The organism is Streptomyces sp. NPDC048718, assembly GCF_043198875.1.
GTDB lineage: Bacteria > Actinomycetota > Actinomycetes > Streptomycetales > Streptomycetaceae > Streptomyces.
Genome location: NZ_JBICVG010000010.1, coordinates 270,211 through 292,210, shown reverse-complemented (window position 1 = coordinate 292,210; position 22,000 = coordinate 270,211). Strand labels below are relative to the sequence as shown.

General features: G+C 74.4%; 13 protein-coding genes. 7 read left to right on the top strand and 6 right to left on the bottom strand.

Annotated features, from left to right (window positions below):
- Positions 1-493 precede the first annotated feature (493 nt).
- Positions 494-1,060: a MarR family winged helix-turn-helix transcriptional regulator gene (locus ACGFRB_RS21285; RefSeq protein ID WP_393244923.1), complete on the bottom strand. Its 567-nt coding sequence runs from the start codon at positions 1,058-1,060 to the stop codon at positions 494-496.
- Between the two features lie 143 nt (positions 1,061-1,203).
- Here ACGFRB_RS21285 and ACGFRB_RS21280 point away from each other — a divergent pair, with 143 nt between their 5' ends.
- The gene (locus ACGFRB_RS21280) at positions 1,204-2,487 is read left to right on the top strand and encodes an MFS transporter (RefSeq protein ID WP_393244945.1); all 1,284 of its coding nucleotides are present in this window, start codon (positions 1,204-1,206) and stop codon (positions 2,485-2,487) included.
- 107 nt (positions 2,488-2,594) lie between these two features.
- Here the strand turns inward: ACGFRB_RS21280 and ACGFRB_RS21275 are convergent, their stop codons facing one another.
- Together ACGFRB_RS21275 and ACGFRB_RS21270 are read right to left on the bottom strand one after the other, a co-directional pair.
- Entirely contained in the window at positions 2,595-4,328 is a 1,734-nt protein-coding gene (locus tag ACGFRB_RS21275) for a SpoIIE family protein phosphatase (protein WP_393244921.1), read from the bottom strand.
- Positions 4,329-4,434: 106 nt separating this feature from the next.
- Positions 4,435-5,970: an NAD(P)/FAD-dependent oxidoreductase gene (locus ACGFRB_RS21270; protein WP_393244943.1), complete on the bottom strand. Its 1,536-nt coding sequence runs from the start codon at positions 5,968-5,970 to the stop codon at positions 4,435-4,437.
- Between the two features lie 403 nt (positions 5,971-6,373).
- On the opposite strand from ACGFRB_RS21270, the gene ACGFRB_RS21265 reads away from it, so the two are divergent.
- Together ACGFRB_RS21265 and ACGFRB_RS21260 are read left to right on the top strand one after the other, a co-directional pair.
- Positions 6,374-7,141 (top strand): TetR/AcrR family transcriptional regulator, encoded by a 768-nt coding sequence (locus tag ACGFRB_RS21265; protein WP_393244919.1) that lies wholly within the window; start codon positions 6,374-6,376, stop codon positions 7,139-7,141.
- A gap of 239 nt (positions 7,142-7,380) precedes the next feature.
- Entirely contained in the window at positions 7,381-9,510 is a 2,130-nt protein-coding gene (locus ACGFRB_RS21260) for a sigma-70 family RNA polymerase sigma factor (RefSeq protein WP_393244917.1), read from the top strand.
- Here ACGFRB_RS21260 and ACGFRB_RS21255 read toward each other — a convergent pair.
- The 3 genes from ACGFRB_RS21255 to ACGFRB_RS21245 form a co-directional block, all read right to left on the bottom strand.
- Positions 9,505-12,897, bottom strand: coding sequence for an ATP-binding protein (locus ACGFRB_RS21255; RefSeq protein ID WP_393244915.1), 3,393 nt, complete (start codon positions 12,895-12,897; stop codon positions 9,505-9,507). The genes ACGFRB_RS21260 and ACGFRB_RS21255 overlap by 6 nt on opposite strands.
- A 324-nt stretch (positions 12,898-13,221) precedes the next feature.
- Positions 13,222-13,665: a Uma2 family endonuclease gene (locus ACGFRB_RS21250; protein ID WP_393244913.1), complete on the bottom strand. Its 444-nt coding sequence runs from the start codon at positions 13,663-13,665 to the stop codon at positions 13,222-13,224.
- A 115-nt stretch (positions 13,666-13,780) separates the two neighbouring features.
- Complete coding sequence (locus ACGFRB_RS21245; RefSeq protein WP_393244911.1) at positions 13,781-15,907, bottom strand: asparagine synthase-related protein; 2,127 nt, start codon at positions 15,905-15,907, stop codon at positions 13,781-13,783.
- Between the two features lie 549 nt (positions 15,908-16,456).
- On the opposite strand from ACGFRB_RS21245, the gene ACGFRB_RS21240 reads away from it, so the two are divergent.
- The 4 genes from ACGFRB_RS21240 (at position 16,457) to ACGFRB_RS21225 (ending at position 21,910) form a co-directional block, all read left to right on the top strand.
- Positions 16,457-17,953 carry an MFS transporter gene (locus ACGFRB_RS21240; RefSeq protein WP_363012407.1) on the top strand — a complete coding sequence of 499 codons (1,497 nt, stop codon included), beginning with the start codon at positions 16,457-16,459 and terminating at the stop codon, positions 17,951-17,953.
- Between the two features lie 279 nt (positions 17,954-18,232).
- Positions 18,233-19,432 (top strand): L-2-hydroxyglutarate oxidase, encoded by a 1,200-nt coding sequence (lhgO, locus tag ACGFRB_RS21235; protein WP_393244909.1) that lies wholly within the window; start codon positions 18,233-18,235, stop codon positions 19,430-19,432.
- 182 nt (positions 19,433-19,614) lie between these two features.
- A complete protein-coding gene (gene trmB / locus ACGFRB_RS21230) occupies positions 19,615-20,412 on the top strand; it encodes a tRNA (guanosine(46)-N7)-methyltransferase TrmB (RefSeq protein WP_393244907.1) in 798 nt (265 codons plus the stop codon).
- Between the two features lie 184 nt (positions 20,413-20,596).
- Positions 20,597-21,910: a PrsW family intramembrane metalloprotease gene (locus ACGFRB_RS21225; protein WP_393244941.1), complete on the top strand. Its 1,314-nt coding sequence runs from the start codon at positions 20,597-20,599 to the stop codon at positions 21,908-21,910.
- The last annotated feature ends 90 nt before the right edge of the window (positions 21,911-22,000 follow it).

Sequence of the window (22,000 nt, the reverse complement as noted above, 5' to 3'; positions counted from 1 at the left end):
GGTCCCGGTCGCTTTCGCTTCCGTTCCCTTCCGGCGTTTCGAGCTTATCAGACCTTTTCGATCCGATCCGCTCCGCGCTTTCCGTTCCTTCAGGCTTTCACCCTCGGGCCCTTTCGGCGCTTTCCGACTTTATCAGACCCTTTCGGCTCCGATTCCCGGTCGGCGGGATTTCGTCTTCCCGGCCGCTGGGCCGTTCCGACGTCCTGAACTCTAGCGGATTTCCCCGGCGACCCATAATCGAGTCTTTCGAAATGAATTTCGGCGTGCCGAAATTCGTCCCGGTGGGGAGATCGTGCGGAGTTGAGGTGCCGCTATCGCGGCGGGATGGCTGCCGGGAACTTTCAGGCTCCGTGGCAACTCGGAGAACTTTACGCATCCACGAAGGCCGTGTCAAGGCTCTCGGAGGGGCCTCGCCGGCGGTCTCGCGACGGGCCTTCCCGTCTCCTCCCCAGCCCCTGTTCCGAGGCCCGCCCCGACCTCTCGGCCCGAGCTCTCAGTCCAGGTCGGTGAGCCGGCCGCCCGCGTCGGGCTGGGTCAGCTCCACCCGGCGCAGCAGGCGGATCAGCATCTCGCCGAGGGCCCCGCGCTCGTCGGGCGACAGGTCCTGGAGGAGGTCCTGCTCGAAGTCCGTGGCCATGCGCATCGCCTCCAGCCACTTCTGGCGGCCCTCGTCCGTCAGCTCGACGATCACGCGCACGCGGTTGTTCTCGTCGCGGTCGCGGGTGACCAGGCCCTCGCCCGCCATGCGGTCGATGCGGTGGGTCATCGCGGCCGGGGTCAGGCCGAGGCGCTTGGCCAGCTCCCCCGGGCCCAGCCGGTAGGGGGCTCCGGAGAGGACCAGGGTCTTCAGGACCTCCCACTCGGCGTTGCTGATGCCGAGGTCGGCGACCTGGCGGCCGTACGCCACGTTCATCCGGCGGTTCAGCCGGCCCAGCGCGGAGACCACCTTCTCGACCTGGGGGTCGAGGTCGCGGAACTCGCGCTGATACGCGGCGATCTGCTCGTCGAGGGTCGGCTCCTGCAGGCCCTGGAGGCCGGAGGGCTCGGTGGTGTCGGACATGCCGCCGAGTATTCCACGGGCTCCGTTGGCATTGAAGTCCTTCGGTGTGTATTGTTAAGGATCTAATTTTAGTGTTGAAGTCTTCAGGGTTCAGGCCTACAGGCCTGAACCCGTGACCGAAGTGGGTGAGTGTGACCAAGGCGATGGGCGCCGCGATGCGCCGGATTCAGGCAGGCAGCGCGCTGAGCGCGTTCGGGCTCGGCTTCACCGTGCCGTACCTCTATGTGTACGTCGCTCAGGTGCGCGAGCTGGGTGCGAGCACGGCCGGTGTCGTCCTTGCCGTCTTCGCCATGGCCGCGCTCATGGTGCTGCCCTTCAGCGGCCGGGCGATCGACCGGCGCGGGCCGGTGCCCGTGCTGGTGGTGGCGTCGCTGGTCGCCGCGGTGGGCGCGATCGGCCTCGGTCTCGCGTCCACGGTGCCCGCGGCCATCGGCTCGGCGGCGCTGCTGGGCGCCGGTACGGCCGTGATGCAGCCGGCGCTCGCCACGATGATCGTGTGGTGCTCGACCCCGGTCACCCGCACCCGTTCCTTCGCCATGCAGTTCTTCCTGCAGAACCTCGGTCTCGGCGTCGGTGGTCTGATCGGCGGCCAGCTGGTCGACACCAGCCGTCCGGGCAGCTTCCTGCTGCTGTTCTCGATCGAGGCGGTGATGTTCCTCGTCCTCGCCGCGATCGCGCTGACCGTGAAGATGCCGGACACCGCCACCCTCCCCGGGGCCCGGCCGGCCGGTGCGCGGGGCGGTGGCGCGATGCGGGCGCTGCTCGGCCACAAGGCCATGGTGCAGCTGTGCGTCCTGGGCTTCGTGCTGTTCTTCGCCTGCTACGGCCAGTTCGAGTCGGGTCTCGCCGCGTACGGCACCGAGGCCGCCGGGATCGCGCCGGCCACGCTGGGCATCGCCCTGGCCGCCAACACGGCGGTCATCGTGGCCGCGCAGTTCCTGGTCCTGAAGTTCGTCGAGCGCCGCAAGCGGACGCGGATGATCGCGGCCGTCGGTCTGATCTGGACCGTGGCGTGGCTGATCGCCGGGTACGCGGGTCTGGGTGCCGGCAGCCAGGCGATGGCGACGGCGGCGTTCATCTCCACGTACGCGCTGTTCGGGCTCGGTGAGGCGATGCTGTCGCCGACGGTGGCCCCGCTGGTGGCGGACCTGGCGCCGGAGTCGATGGTCGGTACGTACAACTCGGCCTTCGCCCTGGTGAAGCAGCTCGCGCTGGCGGTCGGCCCGGCGGTCGGCGGTCCCATGGGGGCCTCGCTGCACGGTCCGTACATCGTGACCTTCGTCCTGTTCTCGCTCGGCATCACGGTGCTCGCGGTCCGGCTCGGCAAGCGGCTCACGCCGGAGCAGAACCAGCCGTCGCTGGTCGCCAAGCCGTCGATGATCGTCGCGCGGCACGAGCCGGAGCGGCGCGAGACGGCCGCCGCCTGATCGTTCCGATCGTCCTGAGCGCGGCTATCCGCGCATATGACTGAAGGGGTCCTCTGGGCCCCTTCAGTCATATGCCTATATGGGGGTCGTTCTTACCGGGCCCCTTATTAAGGGCGTGATCCGGTGGCCCGGGGCGGCGTGGGAAGGGCGAACTCGCACCACACCGCCTTGCCGCCGCCCGGGGTGCGGCGGCTTCCCCAGGACGAGGCGATCGTGGCGATGATCGAGATCCCCCGGCCCGCCTCGTCCTCCGACTCGGCGCGGCGGCGGCGCGGCAGATGGTCGTCGCCGTCGGTGACCTCGATGATCAGCCGGCGGTCGGTACGGCGCAGCCGCAGGCGCATGGGCGGAGTGCCGTGCTGGAGCGAGTTGGCGACCAGCTCGCTGGTGGCGAGGACGCCGAGGTCGCACAGCTCGACGGGGAAGCGCCAGCTGGCCAGGACACCGGAGGCGAAGGCACGCGCGCGGGGAGCGGCCTCGACCCCGCCGAGCAGCTCCAGGGCGGCGTTGTGGAACAGCTCGGCGTCGGAGCCCTCGCGGGCCGGGTGCTGGACGACGAGGACGGCGACGTCGTCGTCGTGGTCGGCGGTGACCCCGAGGGCGCGTAGCAGCCGGTCGCAGACGACCTGGGGGCTGCCGGTGGCGCCGGAGAGGGCGCGTTCCAGGGCGCTGACGCCCTCGTCGATGTCCTCGCGGCGGCGTTCGACCAGGCCGTCCGTATAGAGGACGGCGGTGGAGCCGGGCGGCAGGTCGATGGTGGCGGAGCTGTGCTGCCAGCCGCCGGTGCCGAGCGGCGGCCCGGTGGGGTCCTCGGCGCGGCGGACGGTGCCGTCCTCGTCCCGTACGAGCATCGGGAGGTGTCCGGCGGAGGCGTAGACGAGCCTGCCCTCGTTGGGGTCGTGGACGGCGTAGACGCAGGTGGCGATCTGGCTGGCGTCGATCTCGGCGGCGAGCCCGTCGAGCAGCTGGAGCACCTCGTGCGGGGGCAGGTCGAGACGGGCATATGCCCGGACGGCGGTGCGAAGCTGCCCCATGACGGCGGCGGCGCGCACGCCCCGGCCCATGACGTCGCCGATGACCAGGGCCGTGCGGCCGGCGCCGAGGGTGATCACGTCGTACCAGTCGCCGCCGACGGCGGCGTCGGCGACGCCGGGCTGGTAGGTCGCGGCGATCCGCAGATCGTCGGGCTGTTCCAGCTCCTGCGGGAGCAGGGAGCGCTGGAGGGTGACGGCGGTCTCGCGGTGGCGGCGCTCGCTGGCGCGCAGCCGTTCGGCGGCCTCGGCGTGGTCGGTGACGTCGGAGGCGTGGATGAGGACACCGCCGTCGGGCAGCCGCGGGCTGTCCACGGGCAGACAGGTGACGGTGTAGAAGCCGCCGCTCTTGGTGCGGCGGGACTTCACGGTGCGGAGCTTGCCGCTGCGCAGGACCTGGTCGAGGAGCGGCAGCAGACCGAGTTCAGATGCCTCGGGGCAGGTGTCGGCGACGGTGGCGCCCGCCGGACGGGGACCGAAGGCGCTGGCATATGCCTCGTTGACGTACGCGATGCGGTGCTCGGGGCCGTACACGAGCGCGACCAGGCCGGGAAGGCGGCCGACGATCTCCCGCACGGTGAAGTCCTCCGGCGCGGGCGCCTCGGCCGGCTCGGTGGACTCGGCGGGCTCAGCGGGCTCGCCGGGCCGGGCGGACTGGTCCATTCGGGGTGACCGGCCGGACTCGGCGGCGAAGTGGTCCGGCCGGGGCCCGTGCTCACCGCGGGCCGCGGGCACGGAGCCCTCGGGCCCGCGAGCCGCGGTGCGACGCTGCGTACGCGGGAGCCGGGCGCTCCAACGGGTGAAGTTCACGGATCTGTATGCCTCGTGGTGTCGTTGCCGTGCGGAGTCACTCTGTGCAGGTGTGGGCCCACCTATGGTCACACGTCCAGTGTGGAGGAGTGCACTGACAGTGATGTCAGTTCCCGGGCCCGTCGTCGAGCCGGTCGTCCCCGCGGTGGCCGGGGCCGTCGCCGGACCCCTCGCCAGAACCACGACCGGGGCCTTGCCGAGGACCGTGATGGGGGCCGTGATCGGAGCCGGGGCCGTCGCCACCGGAGGGGCCACCGGAAGGGCCGCCGGGCTCCGGCGGAGGTGGCGGCGCGGCGGCGAGTTCGAATTCGGCCCGGGGATGTTCCAGCGAGCCGAGCGAGACGATCTCGCGCTTGAACAGGCCGGACAGCGTCCACTCGGCCAGTACGCGGGCCTTGCGGTTGAAGGTCGGCACCCGGCCGAGGTGATAGGCGCGGTGCAGCAGCCAGGCCGGATAACCCTTGACCTTGCGGCCGTAGACGTGGGCGACGCCCTTGTGGAGGCCGAGGGAGGCGACGGAACCGGCGTTCGCGTGCGCGTAGTCCCGCAGCGGCGTGCCGCGCAGGGCGGCGGTGAGATTGTCGGCGAGCAGTCTGGCCTGGCGTACGGCGTGCTGGGCGTTGGGGGCGCAGTCGGGGAGCCGCGCGCCCTCGGCCCCCGCCGTCCCGCCGTGCACCGGACCGCCGTGCACCGAACCGCTGCGGGCGGCCGCCTCCCGCGCCGCGGTGAGATCGGGGACGGCGGCGGCGTCACCGGCCGCCCACGCGTGGTCGACCCCGGCGATCCGCAGCTGGGTGGTGCAGCGCAGCCGCCCGCGCGCGGTGCGGGGCAGACCGGAGGCGGCGACCAGGGGCGCGGGGGTGACGCCGGCGGTCCAGACGACCGTACGGGTGGGCCTGCGGGTGCCGTCGTCGAGCACGGCCACACGGTTCTCGCAGGAGACCAGCCGGGTGCCGAGACGGATGTCGACGTTGCGGGCGCGCAGCTCGCGTACGGCGTAGCGGCCGAGGTCCGCGCCGACCTCGGGCAGGATCCGATCGCTCGCCTCGACGAGCATCCAGCGCAGGTCCTCCGGCCGGAGATTGTGGTAGTACCGCGCGGCGTAACGGGCCATGTCCTCGAGTTCGGCGAGCGCCTCCACGCCCGCGTAGCCGCCGCCGACGAAGACGAAGGTGAGAGCGGCGTCGCGCAGGGCCGGATCGCGGGTGGAGGAGGCGAGGTCCATCTGCTCGATGACGTGGTTGCGCAGCCCGATGGCCTCCTCGACCGTCTTGAAGCCGGCGCCGTGCTCGGCGAGGCCGGGGATCGGCAGGACGCGGGAGACGGAACCGGGGGCGAGGACGAGTTCGTCGTACCGAAGTCGGGTGTCCGGGGCGCCTGCCTCCTCGGTGGCGAGGGTGGCGAGGGTCGCGGTGCGCGCGGCGTGGTCGATGGCGTGGACCTCGCCGGCGATGATCCGGCAGCGGCGAAGGACGCGGCGCAACGGGACGACGACATGGCGCGGGGAGATCGATCCGGCCGCCGCCTCGGGAAGGAAGGGCTGGTACGTCATGTACGGCTCCGGGGTGACCACCGTGATCTCGGCGCGGCCCTCGCGCAGCTCCGCCTTGAGCCGCCGCTGGAGGCGCAGCGCCGTGTACATCCCGACGTAGCCACCGCCGACAACGAGAACGCGCACAGGTTCGGTCACCGTCCCATGAGGCAACGCCGTTCGGGGTTTGTCCACAGGCCCAGCAAATTGTGTGACTGGGGGGAAGGGGCCCCGGGAGATACCGAACGGCCGTATTGGATTGGGAAGTTCGCAGGTCAGAGGGGTAGGGGCGAGTGGGGCCCGGAAGCGGAATCGGGAGTGTCCCGGTCCTTGCTCCGATCGGGGGGCGCACCGTACGGAACTGCCCCTTCTGAATTGACGTCGACTCAACTATGTTCGTACTTCGTCGGGGTGCCGGATCGCCACGCGCGGAGCCGCATGCGCGACTGGAACCGGACCCCTGTGTCAGGGCGGGGAGTCTCCGGGGGGAGACATCATGAGCGGGGGAACGCTTATGCAGATTCAGGATTCGTACGGACAGGTCCGTACGGCACAACAGCCGGTGGCGGGCGCGCGATCCGCGCCGCTGCGGGTGGACGCCCAGCGCAATCTGGAGCACGTGCTGCGGGCCGCGCGCGAGGTGTTCGGGGAGCTGGGTTACGGGGCCCCGATGGAGGACGTGGCACGCCGCGCCCGGGTCGGTGTCGGCACCGTCTACCGCCGCTTTCCCAGCAAGGACGTGCTGGTCCGGCGGATAGCCGAGGAGGAGACGGCGCGGCTCACCGAGCAGGCGCGGACCGCTCTCGGTCAGGAGGACGAGCCGTGGTCGGCGCTGTCCCGCTTCCTGCGGACGTCGGTCGCCTCGGGTGCCGGGCGGCTGCTGCCGCCGCAGGTGCTGCGGGTCGGCGTCGACGACACGGCGCAGCCGGAGGCCGGGATCCGGGTGCCGCAGCAGCGCGCGTCCGCCCTGGCCGGGGCGGTGCCGGGCGGCGGCGCGGGTGGCGGGGCCGACTACGCCCAGCAGGCCGAGCAGCGGGTGGTCGCGCCGCGCGCGATGCCGGCGGCGGAGCAGGACGACGCGGGCGCCTCGGAGCTGCTGGAGGTCGTGGGCCGGCTGGTGGAGCGGGCACGGGAGGCGGGTGAGCTGCGGACGGACGTGACCGTGGCCGACGTCCTGCTGGTGATCGCCACCGCGGCGCCGGCCCTGCCGGACGCCGCCCAGCAGGCGGCGGCCTCGGCACGGCTTCTGGACATCCTTCTGGAGGGGCTGCGCTCGCGGTAGTCGCGGCGGCGGCGGTCACGGCGACCACCGCGTCCTCACTCGTACGCACGCGTGGGCTCGCGTCCCCCCGGTGGGTGGCGCGAGCCGCGCGATCATGGCACGGGCGGCCGAAGAGTCACGGTCCTAGGCCTGAAGTCGCCCCCAACGAGTGGTAAGTGGACGCGGGACTTCGGCGTGCCCGGGCTCTGTGGCAGGCTTGGCCGGTATGTCGGTCGAGCGTGCGTACGGGGGCTTCGGCGATGAGCGGTGACAGTCGGGACGAGACCCTGGGCGCCACCGGCCGCCCGGACGGCGCGGCGGCCCCCGCGACCGGCCAGGTGCCGAGCCAGGGCGGCCCGGCCCGCGTGCCGGGCCTCGGCGGCACCGCCCCGGCGCCTTCCGTACCCGCGGGATTTGGACCTGCGTCTTCCGCGCCCCTGTCCTCCGTACCCGCGGGATCCGACGCGCCGACCGTGCCGCAGCAGCGCGCGAACGGCGGGACCGGCGCCGGCTCCGCCCCGGCGTCGGTGTCGTCTGCGTCAGCTTCGGCATCCGATCTGCCGCCGTCCGACGCCGACTTGGTACGGCGAATGCGGGAGGGCGACGACGACGCGTACGGCGAGCTGTACCGCCGCCACCACGACGCCGTCCGCCGTTACGCCCGTTCCTGCTGCCGGGACGCGGACACCGCCGAGGACCTGACGGCCGAGGTCTTCGCCGGCACCCTTCAGGCGGTACGGCGCGGGGCCGGGCCCGAACAGGCCGTACGCGCCTATCTGTTGACCTCCGTCCGCCGGGTCGCCGCGTCCTGGACGCGGACCCGCAAGCGCGAGCAACTGATCGAGGACTTCGCGCTGTTCGCCGAGGACGCCGCCCGTTCGTCGGAGGTGGCCGAGGCCGACGCCCTCGATCTGGGCGCCGACGTCCGCGCCATGCACCTCGCCGAACGTTCGCTCGCCCTCCAGGCGTTCCGGTCACTGCCGGAACGCTGGCAGGCCGTGCTGTGGCACACCACGGTCGAGGAGGAGTCGCCGAGCGCGATCGCGCCGCTGTTCGGGCTGACCGCGAACGCCACCGCCGTGCTCGCCGGCCGGGCCCGCGAGGGGCTCAAGCAGGCGTACCTCCAGGCCCATGTCAGCCAGTCCCTCACGACCGGCGGCGACTGTGCCCGCTATGCCGACCGGCTCGGCGCGTACGCGCGCGGGGGGCTGCGGACGCGGGCCGAACGGGGCCTGCGCAAGCATCTCGCCGAGTGCGCCCAGTGCCGGCTCGCCGCCGGTGAACTGGCTCAGGTGAACGCCGGGATCCCGGCGCTGCTGCCGGTCGCGGTCATCGGCTGGTTCGCCGCCGGGTACACGCTCAAGGCGGCGGGCGTCGTCGCGGGCGGAGTGGCGGGAGCGGGAGCGGCCGGTGCGGCGGCGGCCGCCACGGGAGCGGGCGCGGGAGCGGGCGCGGGTGCCTCCGGCGGGGCCGGGGCCTCGTCCGCCGCCGCTGCCGAGGGGCTGGGCGTCCCCGCGAAGGCGGGGATCGCGGCGGTCGCCGCGGTCGCCGCGTCCGCCGGTCTCGTCTGGGCGCTCACCGGCTCCGAGCCGCAGCCGGTCGCGAAGCCCGCGCCCGCGCCGAAGGCCACCGCGCCGGTGAAGGTGCCCCCGTCGGCGCCCGCACCGAAGCCGACGCCCCCGCCCGCCCCGGCCCCGCCGGCGGACGCGAAGCCGGCGGCCCCGGACGTACCGGCTCCGAGCCCTACACCGTCCACGAAGCCCACACCGTCCGCGAAGCCCGCGGCGAAGCCGAAGCAGGAGCCGGCGCCCACGCCGAGCGCGAAGCCCGCCCCGCGGCCGACGCCTTCCCCGAAGCCCCCCTCCACGCCCGCTCCGCCGAAGCCGGCACCGACGGAGCCGGCACCGACGCCGACACCGCCGAAGCCCACTCCGCCGCCGGAGCCGCCGGCCGTCTTCCCGCTGAACCAGCTGGAGTACGGCGTCGGGGGCGACGGCACCAAGCCGGAGATCGACCTCGCGCGCAGCAGCTGGCTGTGGCAGCACGACGACCTGTCGATGAACGGCGTCCGCTACAGCGGGGTGAGCGTGGCCGCCTCGTCGTCGGTGCACATCGACCTCAACCGGCGGTGCACCCGGTACGACGCGCTCGCCGGGATCGACGACCTGGCCGAGCCGCTGAAACATCCCGGCGGGGTCCGTTTCTCCGTGTACGCCGACGGGGAGCGGCTGTGGCGCTCGCCGGTGCTCCGCCCCGGTGACACGCCGGTGCCGGTGCGTCTCGGGCTCACCGGCCGCAGCACCCTCCGGCTCGTGGTGGAGCCGCACACCAAGTTCGGCCGGGTGCTGGTCGCGGACTGGGCGGACTCCCGGATCAGTTGCGCGTCATGACGCCCGGCGGGCGTCCGGCCCGCCGGCCCGGGCGCCGTACGACTCCACGAGGGCCAGCACCCCGTCCACGGTGAGATCCCGGCCCGCCGCCCGAGCGGCCTCGTAGGCCGCCGGGCCGAGTGCGTCGCGGGCCCGGTCGGTCACCCGGTCGGCGTCCCGCCGCTCCGGCACGGAGCGGGGCAGGTCCGCACGCCAGGTGTCGGCGGCGGCGAGGACGGTCACGGCGTCGGCCGCACGTCCGCCGAGCACGAGCGTGAGGGCCAGCGCCTCGGCGAGACCGGCCACGACCTGAAGGGCGCACTGCCCCTCCCGGGCGATCCGCAGCGCCCCGGTCGCCTGGTCGACGGCCGAGGCGCCGGCCCCCTGCTGGGCGTCGATACGGGCGGTGAGGCCGATGAGGTAGGCCTCGACATGCGGCGGCGGGGTGCCGATGCCGGGCTCGGCCCCCGCTCTCTCGACATACCGGCGGGCGGCGGCCCAGTCGCCTTCGTAAAAGGCGAGCGCGGCCCGCAGGAACTCGGCGAAGACCACCAGGTCCTTGACGTGACAGCGCCGGGCCTCGGCCTCCGCCTGGTCGAGGCCCCGTTCGGCGGCCACCGTGTCGCCCGCCCGGAAGTGCAGCTCGGCGAGCCTGGCCATGAGGAACGGCGCCTCGGCGTACGCGCCGACCTCGCGGGCGAGCTCCAGCGCCTCGGCGTACTCCGCGCGCGACTCCTCGTACCGCCCGCGCATCAGCAGGGACTCCGCCGCGACCCCGGCGACCTGGGCCCGCATCCAGCGGTCGCCGACCCGGCGGGACAGCGTCCGCAGCTCGCCGAGGTCCTGCGCGATGCCGGGTCCGTCGCCGGGCCGGTCGATGACCAGATGGGTACGGAACATCAGGACGGCGCCGAGTTCCCAGTCGCCGCCGTGGCGGCGGCAGTTGGCGACGGCGCCGTCGAGCAGGGGACGGATGTCGCCGGTCTCGTCGGTGAAGTAGGCGGTGAACGGCCACAGCAGCCCGGGGAAGCGCGCCGACTCGGGGCCGGGATTCTCCGCGAACGCGGCCCGGACCCGGGCCACCAGGGCCATGCCCTCCGCCTCGTCGCGGAAGGAGTCGAGACCGCGGATGTTCTGGCTCTCCATGGCGAGGAAGAAGGAGAGCATCCGCAGGTGCATACGGGGCCAGTGCCGGAGGTCGGCCGGGTCCTCGGGGTCGTCGCCGAGGGCGAGGACGCGCTCGACCCAGGACAGCGCCTCGGGGCGGTAGTTGCGCAGCCACCAGAACCAGCCCATGGCGAAGACGATCCGCAGGGCGGTGGTCTCGTCGGGCGCGGTGACGACGGTGCGGTGGAGGGCGGCGCGGATGTTGTCGAGGTCGCGTTCGAGCCGGGCTATCCAGGGGAGTTGCGCGCCTGAGCGCAGCAGGGGTTCGGCCCGTTCGGCGAGGGCGGTGAAGTGGGCGGTGTGGGCGGCCTCGGCGGCGGCGCGCAGCGCGGGGGTTCCGGCGGCGCGCTCGGTGGCGTACTCGTGGATGGTCTCCAGGAGGCGGTAGCGCATCTCGCCGTCGTCTGTGGGGGTAGCGACGACGAGGGACTTGTCGACGAGGGCGCCGAGCGTGTCGGCGGTGCCGGGCGTCCCCGGGGCGGCCGGGGCGAGGGCCTCGGCGGCGGCGAGGTCCCAGCCGCCCGCGAAGACGGACACCTGGCGCAGCAGGTCGCGTTCGGCCGGTTCGAGCAGCTCCCAGGACCAGTCGACGACGGCGCGCAGGGTCTGCTGGCGGGGCAGGACGGTGCGGGAGCCGGAGGTGAGGAGAAGGAAGCGGTCGTCGAGGCGGTCGGCGATCTGGCGCGGGGTGAGCAGGCGCAGCCGGGCTGCGGCGAGTTCGATGGCGAGGGGCAGACCGTCGAGGCGGCGGCAGATCTCCGCGACGGCGAGCGCGTCGTCGTCGGTGGCCCTGTCGGCTTCGGTGGCCTCGGCGGGTCCGGTGGGTTCGGCGGGTCCGGTGGGTTCGGTGGCCCAGGCGCGGAAGCCCGGGCGGACGGCGCGCGCGCGTTCCGCGAAGAGCCGGTGGGCGGGCGCGGGCGGGAGGGGCTCGACGGGGCGGACGGTCTCCCCGGGGACCCCGAGGGGTTCCCGGCTGGTGGCGAGGATGCGCAGTCCGGGACAGTGCGCGAGCAGGGTCTCGGCGAGCGTCGCGGCGGCACCGACGACGTGCTCGCAGTTGTCGAGGACGAGCAGCAGTGGGCGGCCGGCCAGATGATCGACGAGCAGGTCGGTGGGGTCGGCCGGGAGCGGAACGCCCTCGCGGGTGGTGATCAGGTTGGTCTCGCGCAGGCCGAGCGCGGAGAGCACCGCTCCGGGGACGGCGTCGGGGTCGTCGAGCGGGGCGAGTTCGGCGATCCAGGCGGCGGGCCCGGCGGCCCCTCGGGCGGCCTCCTCGGCGAGCCGGGTCTTGCCCGAGCCGCCGGGGCCGGTGAGGGTGACGAGACGGGCGTGCTCCAGGTCGGCGCGGAGAGCGGCCAGTTCGGGCTCGCGGCCGACGAACGAGGTCAGGCGGGGGCGGATGTTTCCGGTCTCGACGGCGGGAACAGGAGCGGGAGCGGGCAGGGCGGACCCGTACGCGGACTCGTACGCGGGCGAGGCGGCGGGCGTACGGGCGGCCGGGTGCGCCGGGCGCGGTACACGGGGCGGTGTTCCGGCGAGGAGTTCGGCGTGCAGGGCGGTCAGTTCCGGCCCGGGGTCGGCGCCGAGCCCGTCGGCGAGAGTACGGCGGGCGTTCTCGTACGCGGCGAGGGCGTCGGCCGGGCGGCCCTCGGCGCGCAGGGCGCGGATCAGCTGGGCGTGGAAGGTCTCGTCGTACGGATACGCGCCGATCAGCTCGGCCAGTTCGGGGGCGAGTCCGGAGGTGGCGCCGCGCCGCAGGTCCGCCTCGACGCGGTGGCGGAGCGCGGCGAGCCGCTGGGCCTCGGGGCGGACGCCCGCGTGCTCGGGCAGGTCGGCGAGCGCCGGGCCGCGGAACAGACCGAGGGCGGTCCGCAGCAGCGCGGCGGCGGTCTCGGGATCGCCCGCGTCGAGCCGGGTGCCCGCGTCCCGGACGTGGCGCTCGAACACGTACAGGTCGATGTCCTCGGGTCCCGCCACGAGCCGGTAGCCGCCTGGCCCCGACGCGACGGCGTCCTTGCCGAGCACTCGCCGCAGCCGTCCGACCAGCGCCTGCAGCGCGGCCGGCGCGTCCTGCGGCGGCTCGTCCTCGTACACGTCGTCGACCAGCTCGGCGACCGTCACGCTCCGGCCGCCGCGCAGCGCGAGCGCGGCGAGCAGCGCGCGCAGCCGGGCACCGCCCAGAGGAAGGGAGGTGCCGGTGGGGTCGAGCGCGTCGCTGGGGCCGAGGATGAGATACCGCATTCGGCCATTGTCGCGGGCGGGCCCGCCCGACGCCTCAGGGTTTGCCCGGACAGGGGCGCTCGGGCATGTCCGGGGCGCGCCCCCGGCGGCTTCGGCCGGGAGGCGGTCGGCGGAGCGGGACGGAGCAGGGGGCGAGGCGGGGCGGGGCGAACGGGCCGGGTTCAGAACTCCGCGGTGTCGATCGCGAAGCCGAGCGGGTCGGGAAGCGGAACGACTGTCCCCAGCCTGTGGACGGTGCGGCGCGTGTAGCGATCACCCCTGGGTGCGCAGTGGACAGTGATCTCGCCTCCGGCACGGGCGTACCCGCGTGCCTTCGGGCCGTGGTCACGCGACGCGGGTGGCGGGCGCCACCACCTCGGCGACGAGCAGGACCGGGTCGGGCGCCTGCCGGACGTCCTCGTCACGGAAGCTTCCCCGGGGCGCGACCACCAGGTCGGGCAGCACCCGGGCCTCGGCCACCGGGTCGGGCAGCCTCAGACCGATTCCGGTGTGGCCGCGCCGAACCCTGCTCTCGTCCCACAGCGCCTCGGCGAGTTCCATGACGCCTTTCGCGTGCCCGGCGGTGCCGACGGTCGTCACCAGGATCCGGCCTTCGAGGAGTTCCACCCGCCGGCCGTCCGGAGACGCGGCGCTGAGCCGGTCGAAGCGGTCGAGCAGTTCGGCCGCCTCGGGACCGCCCTCGGCACCGGCGGTCCCCATCCCGGTCGCCCCGGCTCCCGTCGTCCCGGTTCCGGTTCCGGTTCCGGTTCCGGTTCCGGTTCCAGTCATCGTGGTCCTCCCTCGCGGCGCTTCGGGGCGAGTCTCCCGGCCCCACGCACGCGTGCGGGCCCGTTTCCCTGCCGTGTCACGCGGAACGGGCAACCGGCCGGGCGCGGGCCGTGGTTCACGCCGGCAGCGCCCGCCCCGCCGGGACCAGCGGCCCCGGGACCGCGCGGTGCCGGGGTGCGGCGGTACCGGTCCAGCAGGAGCCTCGGCGGGCCAGCAGCCGGGTGAGCCAGAGTTCGGTGGAGACCAGGTCGGCGAGGCCGTCGAGGGGGACAGGTTCGCCGTCGGCGGCGGCGCGCAGGGCATGGCGCACGACGCGGGCCTCGACCAGGCCCGCGTCGGCCAGGAGCGGCGCCTGGAAGAGGGCGAGCAGGTGCGGCAGGGCCGCGCGCAGTCCGGCGCGGGTGGCGGCGGCCGGGACGGCCGGGTGCGGGGCGCCCCAGCCGGACGGCAGGTCGTGGATGCCGGTGTCCGCGAGGACGGTGCGCAGGACCGTGGCGCGGGCGTCGGGCTGGACCCGCAGCGACTCGGGGAGGTCGCGGCAGGCGCGGACGACCTGGTTGTCGAGGAAGGGCGCGTGCAGGCGCTGGCCGCGGATCTCCGCCGCCTGTTCCAGGATCCGGTGGTCGGCGGCGGCGCGGGCGAGGGCGGCACGCGCGCGTGCCTCGCCCGGGCGCTGGACGGAGGCGGGCAGGGTCGCCGCCCGGCCCAGGCGAACCGATACTTCCGCCAGTGCCTCCCCGGTCAGCCAGCGCGCCGCCGGGCCGGGCCGGGACCAGGCCAGGGCGGACAGTGACGCCTCCAGGGGCCCGTAGGCGGGGGCGGGTGCCCGATTGGCCTCCAACACGCGCGTGGCGGCGGTCTCCAGACCGGTGCGGTACGGCGTACGGGCGAGCCGCCGGGCCGCCCGGTACACGGTCAGCGGGACGAGCAGGGCGCCCGCGGAGGGCCCGCTGGCGCGGGCGAGCGCGGTCACCGGCCGCACCAGGGAGCGGCGTCTGCGGTCCATCAGCAGGTCGGCGAGGCGGGCCGGGTGGGCGTCGAGGACCTGGCGGGCGCCGAAGCCGGTGAAGTGGTCGGCGCTGCCGCCCGCGAGCCGTCTGCGGTGCCGTTCGGCGGCCACCAGGGAGGGCGCGGGTTCGTCGGTGAGCGGGCCGTCGAGGCCCGTGTACGGCAAGGCGTCCTCGCCGGCCGCGACGACGACGTGGCGCAGCCTCGGGTTGGCGGCGATCTCGCGGGCGCGGGCGAGTTCGCCTCGGCCCTCGGCGCCGGGGGGCGCGGCCAGGTCGTTGAAGGTGACGGCGAGCAGCCGTTCGCCCGCCGCGCCCCGGCCCGGGATCGTGCCGGGCACCCCGGGCAGCCCGGCCGCGAGCAGGGCGAGGGTGGCGGAGGCGCTGCCGCCGGACAGGTCGGCGCCGATCCCCGGGGTGGGGGCGCCGCCGCGCGCGGCGCGCCGGTCGGCGGGTCCCATGCCGGGTACGGGGCCGGGATCGGGCGGCGGCACGTCGGGGGCGTGGCGCGGGGCGGTGAGCCGGGCCCGTACGGCTCCGACGAGCGCGTCCCGGACGGCCTCCACCGCCTGGCGGGCGTCGGTCTCGGGCGCGGCGACGGCGAGCGAGGCGACCGGTTCGTGGCCGGTGATCTCGCGGGCGCCCTCGCGCAGGATCAGCGCGTGTCCGGGCGGCACCCGGCGGACGCCCTCGTAGGGGGTGGAGTCGCGCAGCGCCTCGGGGGCCTCGGGGCAGGCGAGGAGGGCGGCGAGGTGCCCGATGTCGAGCTGAGCCTCGGTGAGGTCGGCGAGCGGGAGCGCGGCGGTGCCGTAGGCCGTACCGTCCGCCCAGGAGGTGTGGAACACCGGCCGGGCGCCCGCGAGATCGCCGGTGACGGTGATGCGGCGGCCCGCCTTGACGACGGCGGTGTAGCTGCCCGGCCATGCCGTCAGGTGCCGCAGTGCGCCCCCGCGCGCGGTCAGCAGACCGCGCCGCAGCTCGTCGTCGCTCGCCGCGCAGCAGCCGAGCACGGCGATCCGGGTGTGCGCGTCGAGGTCGACCAGGCGCACCTCGTCGGGGCGCCAGTCGCCGACCGCCCACAGCGGATCGGGGTCCTCCCACAGGAGTTGGGCGCCCACGGGCTGCACGCTGAGCCCGTCGGCGGGGTCGCCGACGGCTCCGGCGGAGCCGGGTGCCGCCGGGTACGGGGCGTGGGAGCGTGAGGCGACACTGCTCCAGCCCACCAGCCACCGCATCGCCGCCTCCACAAAGGTCGAGTGGAGACATGCTGTCATGACAACGGAGCACGGGGGGTGCGACCGGGGCATCACGGCCACACTGAACGCGCCCTTGGCATAAGCCTGTTGAGCGCCGGGCAGGTGCGGCGACTTTCGGCCATTCTCGGTCGGGGCGCACAACCCCGGGACGGCGGAAACGGTACGGCGGTCCGGGAGGCGGTCGCCTCCCGGAGCCGCCCGCCACCCCGCGGGGAGTGGGGCGGCGGTGTCCCCCAGCCCACGTCCGGGACATCGGTCCTCGGCCATGCGGGCCGACCCACGCAGCACTCATGGAAGCGCTCCCGCCCGACACGGGACGAGAGCGCACGGGCGGGCGCACGGCCACACGGCGGGGGCACGCGCGCGCGTCGAGGAGACCGCCGGTCATTCCATCCCACAACAATCTCGCCATACGGCACACCGCCCCTTAACGGTCGGGATCCGGCGAACTACGCTGTGCTAACGAATGCCGCACGCCTATGCCCGGCGTCGTGGCGGCTTCTGGGTGTCGTGTCGAGGGGTGGCGTCATGTCCAGGGAGCAACGCGGGCCGAACGAAAAGCTCGGCACGGTTCTCGCCCTCGCGGGAATCAGCAATGCCGGGCTCGCCCGGCGCGTCAACGACCTCGGTGCGCAACGTGGATTGACGCTTCGTTACGACAAGACGTCGGTGGCCCGGTGGGTGTCGAAGGGCATGGTGCCGCAGGGCGCCGCCCCGCATCTGATCGCCGCCGCCATCGGCCAGAAACTCGGCCGGCCGGTGCCGCTGCACGAGATCGGCCTCGCCGACGCCGACCCGGCGCCCGAGGTGGGCCTCGCCTTCCCGCGCGACGTCGGGGCCGCGGTCCGCTCGGCCACCGAGCTGTACCGGCTGGACAGCGTCGGCCGGCGGGGCGGGGTCGGGATCTGGCAGTCGCTCGCCGGCTCGTTCTCGGTCAGCGCCTACGCGACGCCCGCGCAGCGCTGGCTCATCACGCCCGCCGACCCTTCGGTGGAACGGCTCCTGACGCGTCCGGCCCCCGGTCCGCTCGCCCTGCCCGGCCCAAGGCCGGCTCCGGCCGCTCCCCCCTTCGCCGGCGGCGGTGCCGGCGGCGAGAACGGCGAGCACGCGCGCGTGGGCCACAGCGACGTCGCCAAACTCCGCGAGGCGGCCGAGGACGCCCGCCGCTGGGACTCCAAGTACGGCGGGGGCGACTGGCGCTCCTCGATGGTCCCCGAGTGCCTGCGGGTCGACGCGGCGCCGCTGCTGCTCGGCTCCTACTCGGACGAGGTGGGCCGCGCCCTATTCGGCGCGACCGCCGAACTGACCCGGCTCGCCGGCTGGATGGCCTTCGACACCGGCCAGCAGGAGGCCGCCCAGCGCTACTACATCCAGGCGCTGCGGCTCGCCCGCGCCGCCGCCGACGTCCCGCTCGGCGGCTACGTCCTGGCTTCCATGTCGCTCCAGGCGACCTACCGGGGCTTCGCCGAGGAAGGCGTCGACCTCGCCCAGGCGGCCCTCGAACGCAACCGGGGCCTGGCCACCGCCCGCACCATGTCCTTCTTCCGGCTCGTCGAGGCCCGGGCGCACGCCAAGGCCGGCGACCAGGGCGCCGCGACCGGCGCGCTCAAGTCCGCCGAGGGGTGGCTGGAGCGCTCGCGGGAGGGCGACGGCGATCCGACCTGGCTCGGCTTCTACTCGTACGACCGCTTCTGCGCCGACGCCGCCGAGTGCTACCGCGACCTGAAGCTGCCGCAGGAGATGCGCCGCTTCACCGCGCAGGCGCTGTCCCGGCCCACCGAGGAGTACGTGCGCTCGCACGGGCTGCGGCTCGTGGTCTCGGCGGTGGCCGAGCTGGAGTCCGGCAACCTGGACGCGGCCTGCGCCGCCGGTACGCGCGCGGTGGAGGTCGCGGGGCGGATCTCGTCGGCCCGGACCACCGAGTACGTACGGGATCTGCTGCACCGCCTCGAACCGTACGGGCACGAGCCGCGCGTCATGGAGCTGCGCGAGCGGGCGCGGCCGCTGCTCGTGACACCGGCGTGAGCGGAAGCGGCATGGGCGGCGGGTGCGGCGCGAGTGGCGGGTCCGGCATGGGCGGAAACGGTGCGCGCGCGTCCAGTGTGAGCGGAACCGGCCGGTCCGGGTCCGGCCGGTCCGGGTCCGGCCGGTCCGGGCGCGGGGTCGCGGACGCCGTGTCGTGGGCATGACGGCGGGTCCGGGCGCAACCTCGCGCGGCCGGCGTGACACACGTCCCATGGAACGAACGGTTTGGCCCGGGTGTCAGTGGGCCAGTGCAGTATGCAGGGGTGGGAGGTGGCGCTGGTGTCCGAATCGGACCGCTTTGACTGTGACGTGCTCGTGATCGGCGGCGGAATCGTCGGCCTGTCGACCGCGTACGCGATCAGCCGCGCGGCTCCCGGCACCCGGGTCACCGTCCTGGAGAAGGAACACGCCCCGGCCCGCCACCAGACCGGCCGCAACAGCGGCGTGATCCACAGCGGCATCTACTACCGACCCGGCTCACTCAAGGCCCGGTTCGCGGTCGAGGGCGCCGCCGAGATGGTCAAGTTCTGCGCGGAACACGGGATTCCGTACGAGGTCACGGGCAAGCTGATCGTCGCCACCGCGCGCGAGGAGCTGCCCCGGCTGCACGCGCTCGTCCAGCGCGGCCGGGAGAACGGCATCCCGGTGCGCGAGCTGGGGCCGGCCCAGATCAGCGAGTACGAGCCGCGGGTGCGGGGCCTGGCCGCGATCCATGTCGGCACCACCGGGATCACCGACTACGGCGCGGTGGCGGCCCGGCTCGCCGAGGAGTCCGGGGCCCGTATCGGCTACGGCTCGGCGGTCACCGCGATCGACCGGCGGCCCTGGGGTATCGCGGTGCGCACGGCCGCCGGACGCGTGGTGCGCGCGCGGGTCCTGGTGAACTGCGCGGGCCTCCACTGCGACCGGGTGGCCCGGCTCGCCGGCGACGACCCGGGGATGCGGATCATCCCCTTCCGGGGGGAGTACTACGAGCTGACCGACCCGTCCCTGGTGCGCGGCCTGGTCTATCCCGTCCCCGACCCGGCCTTCCCGTTCCTCGGCGTCCATCTCACCCGGGGCATCGACGGCGGTGTCCACGTCGGCCCGAACGCGGTCCCGGCGCTCGCCCGCGAGGGATACGGCTGGCCGGTCGTCCGCCCGCGCGACCTGGCCGACACCCTCGCCTGGCCCGGCACCCGGGCGATGGCCCGCGCGCACTGGCGCTACGGGGTGGGCGAGCTGCGCCGCTCGCTGTCCAAGCGCGCCTTCACCGAGGCGGTACGGCGGATGCTGCCGGTCGTGGAAGAGCGCGACCTGCGGCGGGCGACGCCGGGGGTGCGGGCGCAGGCGGTGCTGAAGGACGGGACGCTGGTGGACGACTTCCTCATCCGCGAGACCGCGCGGGCGGTGCACGTCCTCAACGCGCCCTCGCCGGCGGCGACGGCGTCCCTGCCGATCGGCCGCGAGGTGGCGGGCCGGGCGCTGGCTCAGCTGTAGCGAGGGGGCGCGGAGGCCGGGGGATCGGGGCCCGGGGCCCGGGGCCCGGGCAGTCGTGGCGAGTGGCACGGAGCCTTGGCGGTCACGGCAGTCGTGGCGGTGCGAGGGCCCCGTTCCCCGCCCGCTGTCGCTCTCTTCGGGCCCGCGACGACCGCGCGGTGCGCCGTAGAATCGAAAGCATTGTGTCTGAGCAGCCAGAGAACACCCCGCACGCCGCACCGGCGGCCCCCGCCCAGCAGCCCGCGCAGCGGGGCAGCCGACGGTTCGCGCCGGGCGAGGGACCCTCGCCCGACCCGGCGGGCTCGCACCACGAGCGCCGGATCCGCAGCTTCCAGCCGCGTCGCAGCCGCGTCACCACCAGCCAGGAAGAGGCGCTGCTGAAGCGCTGGCCGGACTGGGGCATCGACATCGACGGCGCCCGCGTCCTCGACCTGGACGAGATGTTCGGCGGTCTGCCGGTCGTCCTGGAGATCGGCTTCGGCATGGGCGAGGCCACCGCGCAGATGGCCGCCGCCGACCCCGGCACGGGCATCCTCGCCGTGGACGTGCACACCCCCGGCCAGGGCAATCTGCTCGGGCTCGCCGACCGCAACGGGCTCGCCAACGTCCGGGTCGCCAACGGCGACGCGATCATCCTGCTGCGCGAGATGATCTCGCCCGAGTCGCTGGCCGGCTGCCGGATCTACTTCCCGGACCCCTGGCCGAAGGCCCGCCACCACAAGCGGCGGCTGATCCAGCCCGAGTTCCTCACGCTGCTCGCGCCGCGCCTGGCGAAGGGCGGGCTGCTGCACTGCGCCACGGACTGGGAGCCGTACGCGGAGCAGATGCTGGAGGTGCTGACCGCGCACCCCGACTTCGAGAACTCCCAGGCCGACGGCGGCTACGCGCCCCGGCCCGGCTTCCGGCCGCTGACCCGCTTCGAGGGGCAGGGACTGGACAAGGGGCACGTCGTCCACGACCTGCTTTTCCACAGGGCGTGAGCCCCTCGGTGGGGGGACGAGACACCTCCCACCAGGTTTTCCACAGGCCGAAAGAACCCTCTCGACTACTGTCGGTGACGCTGGCTACTGTCGTCGGGTGTCCTCGAACCCGATCACCGGATCCGCGCCCGCGCCCCTCGGCGCGGCCGGCGGCACGGCCGCCCCGCCGGCCTGCCCGCCGGGCCTGACCGCGCCTTCCCCCGTACCCACGTGGGAAGGCGAACAGCCGGACTTCGGCGCCGTGCCGCCGCGCGCCAAGTGGCGCTACAAACCCCGCCGGGCCTTCTGGCGCAGCCGGCTGGTCCGGGGCATCGCCGTGATCACCGTGCTGGCGCTGTGCGGCCTGGTGATCCTCGCGCTGGTACGGGAGGAGACCGGCACCGAGGGCTTCCTCGTCGGCCTCGGGCTCGCTGTCCTGCCGGTGCCCCTGCTGCTGTCGGCGTTCCGCTGGCTCGACCGGGTCGAGCCGGCCCCCTGGAAGAATCTGCTGTTCGCGCTCGCCTGGGGCGCGTTCGCCTCCACGCTGATCGCGATCTTCGCCAACTCCTTCGCCGTGGAGTGGATATCCAGCGCCACCGCCGACCGCGACTCGGCGGACGCCCTCGGCGCGACCGCCGTCGCCCCGTTCGTGGAGGAGACCGCGAAGGGAGCCGCCGTCCTGCTGCTCTTCCTCTTCCGCCGCAGGGACTTCAACGGCCCGGTCGACGGCCTCGTCTACGCCGGATTCACCGCCACCGGCTTCGCCTTCACCGAGAACATCCTCTACCTCGGCAACGCCTTCGGCGAGGACCAGGAGATCGGCGGGACGGGCGTCGGGGCGGTGACCGTGGGCACGTTCGTCGTGCGGGTCGTCCTGTCCCCGTTCGCCCATCCGCTGTTCACCTCGCTCACCGGCCTCGGGCTCGGCTTCGCCGCCCTGCTCCCGGCCACCGCCAAGGCCCGCCGTGTCCGGATGACACTGCTGCCGCTCGGCGGACTGCTCCTCGCGATGAGCTTGCACGCGCTGTGGAACGGCTCGGCGACCTTCCACCCGATGGCGTTCCTGGTGGTCTACGGCATGTTCATGGTGCCGGTGTTCGCCCTGCTGGTCTGGCTGGCGATAGGAAGCCGGCAGCGGGAGCTGCGCACCATATCCGCCGAGCTCCCGGCGTACGCGGCGGCGGGCTGGCTCGCGCCCGACGAACCGCTCGCGCTCTCCTCGATGCGGGCCCGTTCGATGGCCCGCGCGTTCGCCGCCCGGGGCCGCGGCAAACCGGCGGCGCAGGCCGTCGGCGAGTACGAGGCGTTCGCCACGACCCTGGCGTTCCTGCGCCACCGGGCCCGGCGCGGCCAGGCCGTACCCGACTTCGCGGCCCGCGAACAGGAGCTGCTGCACCACCTGTGGCAGCGCCGGCCGCTCGCCTCGCCCGCGCTGTCGTACGCGGCCCGGGCCACCGGTCGTGTCTGGACGCCGCCGCAGTACCTGGACTACGGCGGCTACAACCCGTACCGCAGCTGAGGACGCCCCTGGATATTCGTCCTGATCCGGCCGATGCAGACCTCTTGTCCGACGATCATCCTGGGTTGAAGACTGCGGGGGTGGCCGGGA